General features: G+C 66.9%; 15 protein-coding genes. 6 read left to right on the top strand and 9 right to left on the bottom strand.

Annotated features, from left to right (window positions below):
- Nucleotides 1-16: 16 nt before the first annotated feature.
- The 5 genes from betT to PV764_RS07835 form a co-directional block, all read right to left on the bottom strand.
- Entirely contained in the window at nucleotides 17-1996 is a 1980-nt protein-coding gene (gene betT / locus PV764_RS07855) for a choline BCCT transporter BetT (RefSeq protein ID WP_421116406.1), read from the bottom strand.
- A gap of 122 nt (nucleotides 1997-2118) precedes the next feature.
- A complete protein-coding gene (locus PV764_RS07850) occupies nucleotides 2119-2856 on the bottom strand; it encodes an endonuclease/exonuclease/phosphatase family protein (protein WP_026069860.1) in 738 nt (245 codons plus the stop codon).
- A gap of 50 nt (nucleotides 2857-2906) precedes the next feature.
- Nucleotides 2907-3734, bottom strand: a complete 828-nt coding sequence (locus PV764_RS07845) for a thiol:disulfide interchange protein DsbA/DsbL (protein ID WP_070425927.1) — start codon at nucleotides 3732-3734, stop codon at nucleotides 2907-2909.
- 122 nt (nucleotides 3735-3856) lie between these two features.
- On the bottom strand, nucleotides 3857-4501 hold the full coding sequence (locus PV764_RS07840; protein ID WP_019183737.1) for a thiol:disulfide interchange protein DsbA/DsbL: 645 nt from the start codon (nucleotides 4499-4501) through the stop codon (nucleotides 3857-3859).
- Between the two features lie 129 nt (nucleotides 4502-4630).
- The gene (locus PV764_RS07835) at nucleotides 4631-5428 is read right to left on the bottom strand and encodes a c-type cytochrome (protein ID WP_019183738.1); all 798 of its coding nucleotides are present in this window, start codon (nucleotides 5426-5428) and stop codon (nucleotides 4631-4633) included.
- Nucleotides 5429-5583: 155 nt separating this feature from the next.
- Between PV764_RS07835 and yihA the strand changes: the two genes are divergently transcribed.
- Nucleotides 5584-6207 (top strand): ribosome biogenesis GTP-binding protein YihA/YsxC, encoded by a 624-nt coding sequence (yihA, locus tag PV764_RS07830; RefSeq protein ID WP_019183739.1) that lies wholly within the window; start codon nucleotides 5584-5586, stop codon nucleotides 6205-6207.
- Between the two features lie 153 nt (nucleotides 6208-6360).
- Here the strand turns inward: yihA and PV764_RS07825 are convergent, their stop codons facing one another.
- The 3 genes from PV764_RS07825 to PV764_RS07815 form a co-directional block, all read right to left on the bottom strand.
- A complete protein-coding gene (locus PV764_RS07825; protein ID WP_421116405.1) occupies nucleotides 6361-7338 on the bottom strand; it encodes an MBL fold metallo-hydrolase in 978 nt (325 codons plus the stop codon).
- A gap of 95 nt (nucleotides 7339-7433) precedes the next feature.
- Nucleotides 7434-8267 carry a helix-turn-helix transcriptional regulator gene (locus PV764_RS07820; protein WP_019183741.1) on the bottom strand — a complete coding sequence of 278 codons (834 nt, stop codon included), beginning with the start codon at nucleotides 8265-8267 and terminating at the stop codon, nucleotides 7434-7436.
- Between the two features lie 3 nt (nucleotides 8268-8270).
- Nucleotides 8271-8969, bottom strand: a complete 699-nt coding sequence (locus PV764_RS07815; RefSeq protein ID WP_070425924.1) for a VIT1/CCC1 transporter family protein — start codon at nucleotides 8967-8969, stop codon at nucleotides 8271-8273.
- Nucleotides 8970-9176: 207 nt separating this feature from the next.
- On the opposite strand from PV764_RS07815, the gene PV764_RS07810 reads away from it, so the two are divergent.
- Nucleotides 9177-10541, top strand: coding sequence for a glutamate--cysteine ligase (locus PV764_RS07810; RefSeq protein WP_421116404.1), 1365 nt, complete (start codon nucleotides 9177-9179; stop codon nucleotides 10539-10541).
- A gap of 63 nt (nucleotides 10542-10604) precedes the next feature.
- Here PV764_RS07810 and PV764_RS07805 read toward each other — a convergent pair whose 3' ends face one another.
- A complete protein-coding gene (locus PV764_RS07805) occupies nucleotides 10605-11663 on the bottom strand; it encodes an NAD(P)-dependent alcohol dehydrogenase (protein WP_019183744.1) in 1059 nt (352 codons plus the stop codon).
- A 106-nt stretch (nucleotides 11664-11769) separates the two neighbouring features.
- Here PV764_RS07805 and PV764_RS07800 point away from each other — a divergent pair, with 106 nt between their 5' ends.
- From PV764_RS07800 to PV764_RS07785, 4 genes are all read left to right on the top strand, one after another.
- Nucleotides 11770-12654: a LysR family transcriptional regulator gene (locus tag PV764_RS07800; protein ID WP_019183745.1), complete on the top strand. Its 885-nt coding sequence runs from the start codon at nucleotides 11770-11772 to the stop codon at nucleotides 12652-12654.
- 62 nt (nucleotides 12655-12716) lie between these two features.
- The gene (locus PV764_RS07795; RefSeq protein ID WP_421116403.1) at nucleotides 12717-13172 is read left to right on the top strand and encodes a hypothetical protein; all 456 of its coding nucleotides are present in this window, start codon (nucleotides 12717-12719) and stop codon (nucleotides 13170-13172) included.
- Between the two features lie 96 nt (nucleotides 13173-13268).
- Complete coding sequence (locus PV764_RS07790; protein ID WP_019183747.1) at nucleotides 13269-13544, top strand: metal/formaldehyde-sensitive transcriptional repressor; 276 nt, start codon at nucleotides 13269-13271, stop codon at nucleotides 13542-13544.
- Between the two features lie 55 nt (nucleotides 13545-13599).
- A complete protein-coding gene (locus PV764_RS07785) occupies nucleotides 13600-14709 on the top strand; it encodes an S-(hydroxymethyl)glutathione dehydrogenase/class III alcohol dehydrogenase (RefSeq protein WP_019183748.1) in 1110 nt (369 codons plus the stop codon).
- Nucleotides 14710-14720 lie beyond the last annotated feature (11 nt).

Raw genomic sequence — 14720 nt, 5'->3', positions numbered from 1 at the left:
GCGGGAGATCAGTGCGTCAACGCGTGAGATGCAGGAACTGCAGGTGACGCTCGTACTGATCGATGATGTCGTTGATGATCTGCTGGCGGCTGTAGCCGAACAGCTCGTAGTCCTGTCCACCTTCATAGAGGTGCACTTCGGCGCGGTAGTAACGCTGGTTGCGGAAGCGCTGCGCGGCGAACGAAGGCGTGAGGTAGCCGCGCATGATCACCTGGTAGGTGAACACCTGCTGTTCGCCATGGTCCACCAGCAGTTCCATGTGGCCCGGCTCGAACTTCGTCTGCACGTCCAGGCCCTGTTCGAGCAGCTGCGCGGCAACCGCTTCGATCGCCGGCTTCACATCGGTATCCATGAACCGGTACACCTCGTCGCGTACCGGGAAATGCACCGCCTGGGTGATGCGCTGGCGCCAGCCGCGCTGATGCCGCGATTGCCCGATCAACGGGATCGGGGAGTACTGCGAGGCCTTCTTGCGCTGCGACTCCTCGCCCAGCGCACGGGTCAGCCCCCACAGCATCAGCAGCAGCACCACCGAGAACGGTAGCGAAGCCAGCACCACGGCGGATTTGAGCGCGTCCATGCTGCCGGCCAGCAGCAGCCCGGCGGTGACCAGACCGGTCATCACCCCCCAGAACACGCGCAGCCAGCGCGGGCCGTCGTCTTCGGGATTGCCGCCCTGCGAGGACAGCGTGGACAGCACCACCGTGCCGGAATCGGCCGAGGTGACGAAGAAGATGAAGCTGACGATCACCGTGACGGCGATGACGGCGCGGCTCCACGGGTAGCTTTCCAGCAGCGCGTACAGCACGGTCGGTGGGTTCTCCACCGCCATCTGCGCCAGTTGCACCTGGTCATGGTGCAGGATCTGGTCCAGCGCGCTGTTGCCAAAGATCGACAGCCAAGCCAGGGTGAACCCCAGCGGGATCAGCAGCACGCCGAGCACGAACTCACGGATGGTGCGCCCGCGCGAGATGCGCGCGATGAACAGGCCCACGAACGGCGCCCAGCCAATCCACCAGGCCCAGTAGAACACCGTCCAGTTGCCCAGCCAGTCCGGGCGCCCGCCGTAGGCGTACACATCGAAACTCTTGCCGACCACGTTGCCCAGGTAGTCGCCCATGTTCTGGATGAAGGCGTTGAGCAGGTACTGGGTGGGTCCGGCGAACAGCATGAACAGCAGCAGCGAGATCGCCAGCAGCATGTTGATGTTGGACATCCAGCGCACGCCTTTCTCCACCCCGGAGACGGCCACGGTGATCGCCGCGCCCATCATCAGCACGATCAGCCCGACCTGCACCCAGGCCGCGTGCGGCACCGGGAACAAGGTGTTCAGGCCCGCGTTGAGATGCAGCACGCCAAAGCCCATATCCGCGCCGAGGCCGAACACGGTGGCCACGATCCCCAGCGCATCCACGGTGTAGCCGATCGGCCCGTTGATGCGCTTGCCGATCAGCGGATACAGCGCCGAGCGCAGTGCCAGCGGCAGGTTGTGGCGGTAGGCGAAGTAGGCCAGCGCCATCGCCGCCAGCGCGAACACGCCCCAGCCATGCAGGCCCCAGTGCAGGAACAGCAGCTGCATCGCCTGGCGCGCGCTGGCCTCGCCACTGCCGGTGCCGCCCTGCGGCGGCAGCAGGTAATGGGTGAGCGGCTCGGAGACGCAGAAGAAGAACAGGGTGATGCTGATGCCGGCGGCGAACAGCATGCCGGCCCAGGACAGATAGCTGAACTCCGGTTCGTCATGGTCCGCGCCCAGCTTGACGCTGCCATAGCCGGACAACGCCACGCCGACCACGAACACCAGGTACACGGTCATCGCCAACAGGTAATACCAGCCGACATTGCGCGAGGCCCAGGTCTGGGCATCGAGCAGCATCACGCCGGCATCGATCGGAAACACGGTGACCAGAATGGCGAATGCCGCCACGATCGTGGCGGCAAGCAGGAACACGGGTCGAAGCGTGCGCACCTCGGACAGAGGCGGCTCCACGGTACTCATGGGGTGGGGGATACTCCCGGTGCCGGAGCGGCAGACGGCGGGATTTATCGCACAGGCGCTGTGGACAGCCTGTTTACACGCTCACGATGCCCGCCGCGCAAGGGCGGCGGGTGACCAGGGGGTCAGCGCAGCGCGCTGGTCGGCACATCGATCGACATCGCCAGTGCGAGGTGATCGGAGAACGCGGCCGGCACGGCTTCGGCGCTGCGTTGCTGCAGGCCATCGCTGAGCAGGATGTGGTCGATCGCCCGGTCCGGGCGCCAGCTGGGGAAGGTCGGCACCACGCAGCCCGGCGGCTGCAGCGTCGTCTTCTGGTACAGCACCTGCATTTCCGGCCGCTCGGCCAGGCAATTGAAATCGCCCATCAGCACGGCGTTGGGGTGGTCGGACAGCAGATCGGCAATGAAGGCCAATTGCGACATTCGCGAATTGGTCCCCAGGGATAGATGCGCCACCGCCACCGCCAGGCCCTGGCTGCCTTCGCCGAACTTGGCCAGCAACACGCCGCGCCCACCGATCCGGCCGGGCAGGGCGTGGTCCTGCACCTCGACCGGCTCCAGCTTACTGAGCAGGCCGTTGGCGCTGGAGGCCACCCCGCCCATGCGGCGGTTGGGCTGGTGGCTCCAGTAATTGAAGCCGGCACGCTCGGCCAGATAGTGGGTCTGGTTGGTGAAGCCCGAGCGCAGGCTGCCCGGGTCGGCCTCCTGCAGGCCGACGATGTCGTGTTCGCGGGCCATCTGCGCGATGGCATCCAGGCTGGTTCGCTTGCGCCCGGCCGGCAGTGCGTGCGACCAGCTGCGGGTCACGTAGTCACTGTAACGGCGGGTGCTCGAACCGGCCTGGATGTTGGCCGTCAGCAGGCGCAGGGTCCGCGTGTGGGGGGAGGTCACGACGGTTGGCTATCGCAGGATCAGTTGGCCTTGGCCGCGCGTTCGCGCGCGATCAGGTGATCGGCGATGCGCAGCATGTCCGGGAAGCCCTTGCCCTTGACCAGGTACTTGCCATTGACGATCACCGACGGGGTGCCGCTGATCTTGCTGCGCTGGGCGAACTGCTTGGCCGAGTTGGTCTTGGCGTTGATGGCGAAGCTGCCCATCATCGCGGCGAACTGCTTCGGGTCGGCGCCGTGCTTGCCGTAGAAGTTGGCGATGTCTTCGACCGAATCACGGCCGCGCTCGCCCTTCAGGCTCTGCTCGGCGTGGATCGCCGCGTACATGGCTTCGTGGGTCTTTTCCTGCAGGCCCATGGCCTGCGCGGCATAGAACGCACGGCCGTAGTCATCCCAGGTACCGCCGAACATGGCCGGCACGTAGACGAAGCTGACGTCGCTCGGCAGGCCGGCCTTCCACGGTCCGATCAGCGGCTGGAACGCGGCGCAGGCCGGGCACACGTAACCGAAGATCTCGGCGACTTCGATCTTGCCGGTGGCCGGCTGGAACGGCTGGCCGTTTTCGATCACCACGTAGTCGGTGCCGGCGACCGGTTCCGGGCCGGTCGGGCGCGAGGAGGCGGGGGCGGGCGCCGGGGTGGTGGCTTCGGCAGCGGCGGTCTCGGCGGCGGCGGTTTCACCGCTGGCGGCCGGGGCCTGCTCGGTCGGCGTAGCCGTTTCGGTAGCCGGGGTGCTGCTCGGGGCGGCCGGTTCGGCCGGGGCGGTGGTGTTGGCGGTACCGTCCTGGGCCTTGCAGGCGGCCAGGATCGGCAGCAGGGCCATGAGCGTAATGGCGAAACGGGTCTTCATCGAAGCATCTCCAGCGGATGAGCATGTTGGGGCCGACGCTGGGAGCGTCGGCCAGGGAAGCATGATGACACGCGGAAACGAGCGTCCCGCGTGCACGGTGCGTGATGGTTCAGCGAGCGCTGTCAGAGCGCCTTGCCGCTGCGCGCGCGGGCGATCAGGGCATCTGCATTGCGCAGCATGGACTCGAACGAGTCGCCTTTGACCAGGTACACGCCGTTGACGATCAGCGTCGGCGTACCCGGCACCTTGGTGCGCAGGGCGAAGGCGCGGGCGGCCTTGACCTTGGCATCCACCGCATCGCTCCTGAGCGCGGCGATGTACTGCGGCGGCGCCACGCCGAAGCCCTGGTAGAACGCGGCCAGTTCGTCCGGCGAGACGTTCTGCATCGGCAGCGAGCCCTTCTCATGCAGGGCATCGAACATCGCGCGGTGGCTGCGCTTGGCCACGCCCAGCTGATCGGCGGCGTAGTAGGCGCGGGCAAACGAATCCCACACACCGCCGAAGGCGGCCGGCACCGGGGTGAAACGGACGTCCTTGGGCAGCTTGGCGGCCCAGGCTTCCAACTGCGGCTCGAAATGCGCGCAGTGCGGGCAGGTGTAGCCGAACATCTCCACGACTTCGATCTTGCCGGCCAGCGGCGCGAACGGTCCGGCGTCGGCGATGCGGTCGTAATCCTTGCCCTCCACCAGCGGGGCCGGGGGGGCAGCGAGGGTGCTCAACGGGCTCAGGGCCAGCAGCAACAGCATCAGGCGGGGCATCAACGTCATCTACATCCATCTCCATACAGAAAAAACGACGCCGGCCCAGTCGCCGGCGTGGCAGTGAACATACCCCGCCAGCCAAGGCGGCCGCATCTGTCATCCGACCAAGGGGATGCGCTGCGGTGTGGGCGGTGGTCAGGGTGCCTGCGCGCCCCCCGCGACCGGCGTTGCCGCAGCCACGTCATCGGCCCGGTTGTGCAGGCCCTGCAGGTAACTGGCCAAGGCCTGGATTTCCTGCTCGGTCAATGACTTGGCGATCGTGGCCATGATCTGGAAGTGGGCCTTGTCGGTTTCCTGGGTGGTCCCGGCCTGGTACTCCTGCAGGCGACGCGCGACATAGGCCGCGTGCTGGCCACTGATATGCGGGTAGGCCGGGCCCGGGTTGCCGGCGCCGGTGGGGCCGTGGCAGGCCATGCAGGCAGGGATGCCACGCTCGGCATCACCCCCGCGATACAGCTGCTGGCCTATCTCATAGAACTTCTTGCCGGCATACGGGCCTTCGGTGACCGCGCCATCGTCGGCGATGCCGGCCGTGGCCTTCTGCGTGGCGAAATAGGCGCCGATGTCGCGCATGTCCTGCGGGGTGAGGTCCTGCACGAACGGCACCATTGCCGCCGACGCGCCGGAGGTGCGCTGGCCATTGGCGATCAGGGCCATCTGCTGGGCGCTGTAACGCTCGCTCTGGCCGGCGATGCTCGGGTACATCTCCACCGTGGAGTTGCCATCGGCCGAGTGGCAGGCTGCGCAGGCCGCGGCCTTGGTCTGCCCGGCCTTGGGATCGCCCCAGGTGGTTTTGCTGAAATCGACCTCCAGCGAGGCGGTCCTGATCGGCCCGTTGTCCGGCAACGGGGTGATCGAGGTCTGGGCAACGGCAACGGCGGCGAGCAGCGAGACAGCAAGTGCGGAAACGGCAAGAACGCGAGCATGGCGCATGCGGAAGCTCCGTGTGGACCGGCCTGGCGGTTGCGGGACCGCAACCACGGGGATCGCCCGATTATCAACGCCGTTTCACGCCACGGTCAACGCAGGGTGCAGCAAAACCGGGGGCAGACAGCGCGGAGCAGCCCCGGACATGCGATCCTATGCCCATGTCATTGCTCCTCGAACGCGCCCAATACCTGCTTTCGGCCCACAACACCCGGCAATTGCCGGAAGACGTGGGCGCGGAAGTCGCCTTTGCCGGTCGCTCCAACGCCGGCAAATCCAGTGCCCTCAACGCCCTCACCCGCCAGAACAGCCTGGCCCGGGTCTCCAAGACCCCCGGCCGCACCCAGCAGCTGGTGTTCTTCGAGGTCACCCCGGAGGCCAAGCTGGTCGATCTGCCCGGTTACGGCTACGCCAAGGTCCCGCTGGACCTGCAGGCGCACTGGCAGGCCTTCATCGACCAGTACTTCCGTACCCGCGAGGCCCTGCGTGGCCTGGTGGTGGTGATGGACATCCGTCACCCGCTGAAGGACTACGATCGCCAGATGCTGGCCTATGCCGTGCAGCGCGGCCTGCCCGCGCACGCGCTGCTGACCAAGGCCGACAAGCTTGGCCGTGGCCAGCAGGGCATCGCCCTGCAGAAGGTGCGCAAGGAACTGCATTCCTCGTTCGGCGACACCGTCAGCGTGCAGACCTTCTCCGGCCCCGCCCGCCAGGGCGTGGATGAAGCCCGCGGGATCATCGGCGGCTGGCTGGGCCTGAACAAGCCGGCGCCCGAAGCGGCCTGATCCGGGCGTTGCCGCGGTCCAACGGGCCGCGCGGCGCCGGGTAGTGCCGGCCGCTGGCCGGCTGCTCTTTCCATCAGATGTATCGGGAGCCGGCCAGCGGTCGGCACCACCCGAATGCGCCTGACGCCCCGTGTACGGCGCGGTCGTGTCCCCTCATTTCGCCGGTAACGGCGCGAATTCGCCCGGTACCCAGGCGAACGCCTCTCCTTCACGCCGGACATGGCCCAGCCCTGGGAACGGCAGGTGCGCGCCGGCCACCCACCAGCCCTGATCCGCAGCCTGCGCCATCATCCGGCGCCGACTGGCGATCGCAGCCGTGCGGTCGCTGTCGGCTTCATAGGAGGCCTGCGGCTGGGCGAACTGCACGGCATGGAAATGCACGATGTCGCCCCACACCAGCAGCTGCTGGCCGGCGCCACCATCGATCCGGTAAGACACATGCCCGACGGTGTGGCCGTGGCTGTCCAATGCGGTGATCCCGGTCGGCAACGTGTCGCCAGGGGCAAAGCGCTTCAATTTCCCGCTCGCTTCATACGGTGCCACCGCCTTGCGTGCCAATGCGAAGGCAAACCGGACGCCCTGCGGCGCGGTGGCTTCACTGGCCGGATCCAGCCAGAACGCCGCATCGGCGGCGGACAGCCACACCGTGGCATTCGGGTAGGCCAGCGTGTCCTGCGCATCCAGCAGGCCACACAGGTGGTCGGGGTGGGCGTGGGTCAGCACGACATCATCCACCTCGGCCGGGTCATAGCCGGCCTTGCGCAGGTTGCCCAGCACCTGGCCCAGCCCGGGGCCGAAGCACTGCGCGGTGCCGGTATCGACCAACGTCAGGTGATCGCCCTGCTGCACCAGGTAGGCGTTGACCGCGGTATGCAGGCCTTTGCCATCCTCGGGCACGTAGCGGTGATCGAGCAGGCGGGTGACCGCGCCGGGAGCGATCCCGACGAGTTCCTGTCGGCCCAGTGCGACCGTGCCGTCGAACAGGGCAGTGACCTGCAACGTGCCGATCTGCTGGTGGTAGACGCCGGGCACCTGCCCGCGCGGGGTGTGTGTGGTGGTGGCCAGTGCCGGGCCGGCGGCAACGGCCAGCAGCAGCGCCGTGGCGAGCGTGCGAATGCGGGGAAACGACATGTCAGGATCCGAACGGAGCGGCAGTGCCGCGGTGTCTCCATGCTGCGCGTGCCGCCTGCTGCGATCCGCTCAGAATGCCGCGCGATCCGCTCGCCTCAGCTGTTGCCGATCGCCGCCGGTTCCAACCCGTAACGTTCGGCGAAGCGCTTGTTGAAGCTCCCCAGCGAGCGGTAGCCCACGCGCGCAGCCACCGTTTTCAGCGGCAACCGGGTGGTGTAGAGCAGGCTCATGGCATGCGCCAGCCGCGCATCGGTGATCAGCTCGCGCACGCTGGACTGCTCGCTGGCCAAGCGCCGCCGCAGGGTCGCACCGCTGAGCCCGAGCTGCGCTTCGAAATCGCGTGACTGCCAGTCGCGCTCGGGCTGGGCCGCGATCAGATCGCGGATGCGATCAGCCACGCTGGGCTCGGGTGGAATCAGCAGGCTGCCATGTCCGCGCCGGCAGAACGCCACGGCCAGCCCGGCCAGCGCCAACCGTGCTTCGGTGTAGTGGCCCTGCTCCAGCGCCTGCCGCCATTGCAGCAGCGTCGCGCCATGCTCGGCCAGCGGCAGCCGTGCCAGCGCGTCACCGGCGTCGGGCAGGGGCTCGTTCCACAGCGCCCGGGCGGCCGTGAGCGCTTCGGCGCACAGCGGCACGATCGCACTGAGGTACAGGCCGCTGTGCGGATCGGGAATGTTGACCACATCGATGCGGCAGCGACGGGTGATCAGGAACAGATCGCCCGGGGCGAATTCCAGGGATTGCTGCGCGGTGCGAACCTGCTTGCGTCCCTGCAGGAGGATGGCGAACTGTGGCTGCGGGATGTCCACCGAGGAGGCGCCATGCTCGCGGCGTGCGGTGATGCAGGCGTAGCCATCGGCGCGCTGGCAGTCGGCCAGGCTGGCCAGTCTCGCCAGCAGCGAAGCGGTGGTATCGATCGGGATGGACATGGCTCAGCCTGCCACGTTGAACAGGTGTCCGACCAGCGCCGCCGCAGCCATCGCAATGGCACCCCAGAACGTGACGCGCAACGCACCGCGCAGGCGCGGGGCACCGCCGGCGTGCGCGGCCAGCGTGCCGGTCAGGCACAGCCCCAGCAGCGTCACCATGGTGGTTGCCTGGCCGACGTAGGCATGCGGGGCGAGCAGGGCGGTCAGCACCGGCAACGCCGCGCCGCTGACGAAGGCACCGGCCGAGGCCATCGCTGCCTGCATCGGGCGCGCGCGCAGCTCTTCGGTGATGCCCAGCTCATCACGGGCGTGGGCGCCCAGCGCGTCGTGCGCCGTCAGCTGGGTGGCTACCTCGTGCGCCAGCGCGGGGCTCAGCCCACGCTGCCGGTAGATGGCCGCCAGCTCTTCCAGCTCGCTGTGCGGGTCTTCGTGCAGCTCGCGCTTTTCCACCGCCAGGTCGGCCAGCTCGGTATCGGCCTGCGACTGCACCGAAACATACTCGCCAGCCGCCATCGACATCGCACCGGCCACGGTCCCGGCGATGCCGGTGGCCAGGATGGTCGACGCCGTGGCACCACTGGCCGCGATGCCGACCACCAGCCCGGCCACCGAGACGATGCCGTCATTGGCGCCAAGCACGGCGGCACGCAGCCAGCCGACGCGGTCGGAGCGATGGACTTCCGGATGTCGGGATCGACTCATTGGATCAGTTTAGGGGGTCGCGACGGCCCGCGGCGGAATGACTCGCAGCCGCGGCGGGGGCGACGCAGCGTCAAGCCCATGCCAGTAGGATGCTGAAAACCGTCACGGTGACACGACGGCAGGGGACGCCACGATATAGTGCGCCCTTGCGATGCGGGGGCGCGAACCCCACATCCCCGCCCTGACCAGAATTCTGCGAGCCTCCCCTTGTCGAGCCCCAGCCACGTCGCCGAGACGCCGATCACCGACCGTAATGAACTGGTCGCCACGTTGGCCTCCGGCGAAAAGCCCCAGGCGCAGTGGCGCATCGGCACCGAGCACGAGAAGTTCGGCTTCCGCCTGGACGATCTGCGCCCGCCCACCTTTGATGGCGACCGCGGCATCGAAGCGCTGCTCAACGGCCTGACCCGCTTCGGCTGGGACCCGGTGCAGGAAGACGGACGCACCATCGCACTGCTGCGCGACAACGCCTCGGTGACGCTGGAACCGGCGGGCCAGCTGGAGCTCTCCGGCGCGGCGCTGGAAACCATCCACCAGACCTGCGTGGAAACCGGCACCCACCTCAACGAGGTGGCGCAGGTGGCCGGCGAACTGCAGCTGGGCTTCCTCGGCATGGGCTTCCAGCCGAAGTGGACGCGCGATGAAATGCCGTGGATGCCCAAGGGCCGCTACAAGATCATGCGCGAGTACATGCCCAAGGTCGGCACGCTCGGCCTGGACATGATGACCCGCACCTGCACGGTGCAGGTCAACCTGGACTACGCCACCGAAGCGGACATGGTGAAGAAGTTCCGGGTGTCGCTGGCGCTGCAGCCGATCGCCACCGCGCTGTTCGCCGATTCGCCGTTCACCGAAGGCGCGCCGAACGGCTACCAGAGCTACCGCTCGCACATCTGGACCGACACCGACAACGATCGCACCGGCATGCTCGACTTCGTCTTCGAGGACGGCTTCGGCTACGAGCGTTACGTGGATTACCTGCTTGATGTGCCGATGTACTTCTCCTACCGCGATGGCAGGTACCACGATGCCAGCGGCCAGAGCTTCCGCGATTTCATGGTCGGCAAGCTGCCGGTGCTGCCGGGCCAGCTGCCCACGCTGCGCGACTGGTCGGACCACATGACCACCGCCTTCCCCGAGGTGCGGTTGAAGAAGTACCTGGAAATGCGCGGCGCCGATGCCGGCCCGTGGAGCCGCCTGTGCGCGCTGCCCGCGTTCTGGGTGGGCCTGCTGTACGACGACGCCGCGCTGGATGCCGCCTGGGACCTGGTGCGTGATTTCAGCCTGGTCGAATGCAACGTCCTGCGTGATGGCGTGCCGCGCCATGGGCTGAAGCTGCCGTTCCGCAACGGCACTGTGCTGGACCTGTCGCGCGAAGCCCTGAAGATCGCCGTGGCCGGCCTCAAGCGCCGCGCCGCGCGCAACGCCGATGGCCAGGACGAAAGCAAGTTCCTGGAGGTGCTGCAGGAAATCGTCGATTCCGGGTTGACTCCGGCCGACCGCAAGCTGGCGCTCTTCCACGGCGAGTGGGGCGGCAACATCGATCCGGTGTTCAAGGAATTTGCGTACTGAGTTCGCATTGATCAACAAAAAACCCCGGCATTGCCGGGGTTTTTTCATGCCTGTGCGTAAAGATCAGGCGGCCTTTTCCAGCGTTCCCATGTCGATCACGAAGCGGTAGCGAACGTCGTTCTTCGCCATGCGCTCCCAGGCCTCGTTGACGGTCTTGATGTCGATCACTTCCACATCGCTGACGATGTTGTGCTCGGCACAGAAGTCCATCATCTCCTGCGTTTCGGCCATGCCGCCAATCGCCGAGCCGGTGATGTGCTTGCGGCCGAACATCATCGCAGCGCCCATCAGCGGCGGATCCAGCTCGGTCAACACGCCGACCAGGCACATCGTCGCATCGCGCTTGAGCAGGCCCATGTACGGGTTGGTGTCGTGGCTGACCGGGATGGTGTTGAGCAGGAAGTCGAAGCTGCCGGCGTGGGCCTTCATCTGCGCCGGATCGCGCGAGACCAGTACTTCATCGGCGCCGAGGCGCTTGGCATCGGCACCCTTCTCCGGAGTGGTGGTGATCATCACCACGGTGGCGCCCATCGCCTTGGCGAACTTCACGCCCATGTGGCCCAGGCCGCCCAGGCCGATGACGCCGACCTTCTGGCCGGGGCCGACCTTCCAGTGGCGCAGCGGGGAGTAGGTGGTGATGCCTGCGCACAGCAGCGGTGCGGCGGCCTTGAGATCGAGCGTCTCGGACACCTTCACCACGAAGCGCTGCTCGACCACGATGTGGTCCGAGTAACCGCCGAAGGTCGGCTGGCCGCTCTCGCGCTCGGTGCTGTTGTAGGTGAAGGTGGCGCCCTTCTCGCAGTACTGCTCCAGATCTTCGTCGCAGGCGGCGCAGTGGCGGCAGGAATCGACCATGCAGCCGACGCCGGCGAAGTCACCGACCTTGAAGCGGGTGACGTTGGCACCGACCTCGGTCACGCGGCCGATGATCTCGTGGCCGGGCACCATCGGGAACTTGGAACCACCCCAATCGTCGCGGGCCTGGTGCAGGTCGGAGTGGCAGATGCCACTAAAGAGAATCTCGATGCGGACGTCATCGGGACCGGCCGGGCGACGTTCGAAGGAGAACGGCACCAGCGGCGCGGTCTGGTCGTGCACCGCATAACCATGGGCGAGGGACATGGGGAATCCTTGGCAGGTTTGTAGAAAGGCGCTTTACAATACGCCCCGATCCCGTGCACAAAAAGTCAGGATATCGGCATGATTCATCAAGTGAAACGGGATAATCATGGCCACTGACAACCTGACCCACCTCGCCGCCTTCGCCGCCGTGGCCCGCCACCGCAGCTTCCGCAAGGCCGGGGCGGAGCTGGCGCTGTCCACCTCGGCGGTCAGCTACGCGATCCGCGCGCTGGAAGAACGTCTGGGCGTGGGTCTGTTCCATCGCACGACCCGCAGCGTCGCCCTCACCGAAGCCGGCCAGCGCCTGCTCGAGCGCCTGCAGCCCGCGCTGGGGCAGGTGCATGACGCATTGGAAGAGATGAACCACTTCCGCGCGGCACCGGCCGGCCTGCTGCGCATCAACGCCACCCGCGCCGCCGTCCAGACCCAGCTCGGCCCACGCCTGGCGAAGTTCCTGCTCGCGCACCCGGATGTGCGTTTGGAGTTGGCCCAGGACGATGGCCTGGTGGACATCGTCGCCGGCGGTTACGACGCTGGCGTGCGCCTGCACGAATCGGTGCCGGAAGACATGGTGGCCGTGCCACTGGGGCCGGCGCTGCGCGGCCTGATCGTGGGTGCGCCCTCCTATCTGGCGGGGCGGGAGATACCGCAGCACCCCCGTGATCTGCATCGGCACGAGTGTGTGCGGTTCCGCTTCGCCAGCGGCCATCTCTACAAGTGGCAGTTCGAACGCGATGGCCAGGCTCTGGAGATCGACGTGCCCGGGCGCCTCACGTTGGGTGATCAGAACACGATCCTGCAGGCGGTGGTGGACGGGTTGGGGCTGGCCTACGTGCTGGAAGATTCCGCACGCCCGTATCTCGACGACGGCCGGCTGGTTGCCGTGCTGGAGGACTGGAGCGAGCCGTTCGCCGGCTTTGCGGTGTATTACCCACGGCAGCGGCAGATGTCGTCTGCGCTGCGGGCGTTCATTGATCTGCTGCGGGGGTAGCGGCTGCGGGCGGCATCTGCCCTGGATGCTCGTTCTTCAAAGGCGGATGCTGCATTCTGCGCATGCACCTCGCATCTGCTGGACGTATCTGGCGTCGAGTAGTGCAGATCCACGGCCTGTCCTCATCAACGGTGAAATGGATGCGTAACCGACGATTTGTGAACATTCTGGCGATGGTCGGCGGTGCCGTCCTTGCGCTGTACGCGGTGCTGATCCTGACGATCGCAACGACGGGAAATGTTACGCAGGGTCGCGCAGCACTGGCGTGTGGCGGGGCAGGGCTGCTGCTTGTCGCGGCGCCGTTGCTGGCCCTGCCATTCTTCCCGCGTTTTGCAAGGGCGCTCGCGCTGCTGGCGTTGGTCAGTTTCGCAGTGCTCGCGGGCTGGCTCGCGTTCTGGCCCCAGCCGACCATCACGCCTGATCCGCTCGTTCGGACGGCGGTAGTGGCGTTTGCGGTGTTGGTTGCCGGTCGCCTCTATCTGGTACGCCGCCGCCGACCCTCGGGTCATCAGCCCTGATCAGCCCTGATCAGCCCTGCTGCGGAACCCACCGCGAAGGGGATTCCGTGGATGCTGTATACTCACCCCCAGTATAGTTAACCGGCCTTTTGCCCCATGCCCCATTCCCCGCAGGAAAAAAAGCGCGTTCTCGCCCGGGTCCGTCGGATCCGCGGCCAGTGCGATGCACTCGACCGCGCGCTGGAAGCCGGGGCCGAGTGCGGGCCGGTGCTGCAGCAGATCGCCGCGATCCGTGGTGCCGTCAACGGGCTGATGTCCGAAGTGATGGAGGCGCATCTGCGCGAAGAGTTCGGGCAACCGGCCCAATCCGATGCGCAGCGCGATGAGCGCGTGCGCGAGATGAGCATGCTGATCCGTTCCTATCTGAAATGAGTGCGCGGGTGCCCGCGTACTGCCCATCTTTGTTCCCTGCCTTGGAGTGCTTCCCATGAAATCCCGTGCCGCCGTTGCCTTCGCCGCTGGCGAACCGTTGAAGATCGTCGAGATCGATGTCGCGCCGCCGCAGAAGGGCGAAGTGCTGGTCAAGATCACCCACACCGGTGTCTGCCACACCGATGCGTTCACGCTGTCCGGCGATGATCCGGAAGGTCTGTTCCCGGCGGTGCTCGGCCATGAAGGCGCGGGCATCGTGGTCGAAGTGGGCGAGGGCGTCACCAGCGTCAAGCCGGGCGACCACGTGATCCCGCTGTACACCGCCGAGTGTGGTGAGTGCCTGTTCTGCCAGAGCGGAAAGACCAACCTGTGCGTGGCCGTGCGCGCCACCCAGGGCAAGGGCGTGATGCCCGATGGCACTACCCGCTTCAGCTACAACGGCGAGCCGATCTACCACTACATGGGCTGCTCCACCTTCAGTGAGTACACCGTGGTGGCCGAAGTCTCGCTGGCCAAGATCAATCCGGAAGCCAACCCGGAACACGTCTGCCTGCTCGGCTGCGGCGTGACCACCGGCATCGGCGCGGTGCACAACACCGCCAAGGTGCAGGAAGGCGATTCGGTGGCGGTGTTCGGGCTGGGCGGCATCGGCCTGGCGGTGATCCAGGGCGCGCGCCAGGCCAAGGCCGGCCGCATCTTCGCGATCGATACCAACCCCTCCAAGTTCGAATTGGCCAAGCAGTTCGGTGCGACCGATTGCATCAACCCGAAGGACCATGACAAGCCGATCCAGCAGGTCATCGTGGAGATGACCACGTGGGGCGTGGACCATACGTTTGAATGCATCGGCAACGTCAACGTGATGCGCGCCGCGCTGGAATGCGCGCACCGTGGCTGGGGCCAGTCGGTGGTGATCGGTGTGGCCGGCTCGGGCCAGGAAATCTCGACCCGTCCGTTCCAGCTGGTCACCGGCCGCTCGTGGAAGGGCACCGCCTTCGGTGGCGTCAAGGGCCGCAGCCAGCTGCCGGGCATGGTTGAAGACGCCATGAAGGGCGATATCGAACTGGCGCCGTTCGTGACCCACACGATGGGCCTGGACGAGATCAACGATGCGTTCGACCTGATGCACGAAGGCAAGTCGATCCGCTCGGTCGTGCATTTCTGAGCTACCACGGG

It is taken from the genome of Stenotrophomonas sp. AS1 (genome assembly GCF_048957655.1).
Classification (GTDB): Bacteria; Pseudomonadota; Gammaproteobacteria; order Xanthomonadales; family Xanthomonadaceae; genus Stenotrophomonas; species Stenotrophomonas bentonitica_A.
Note: the sequence above shows the minus strand (reverse complement) of the source record. Positions and strands in the feature narration are given on the sequence as shown.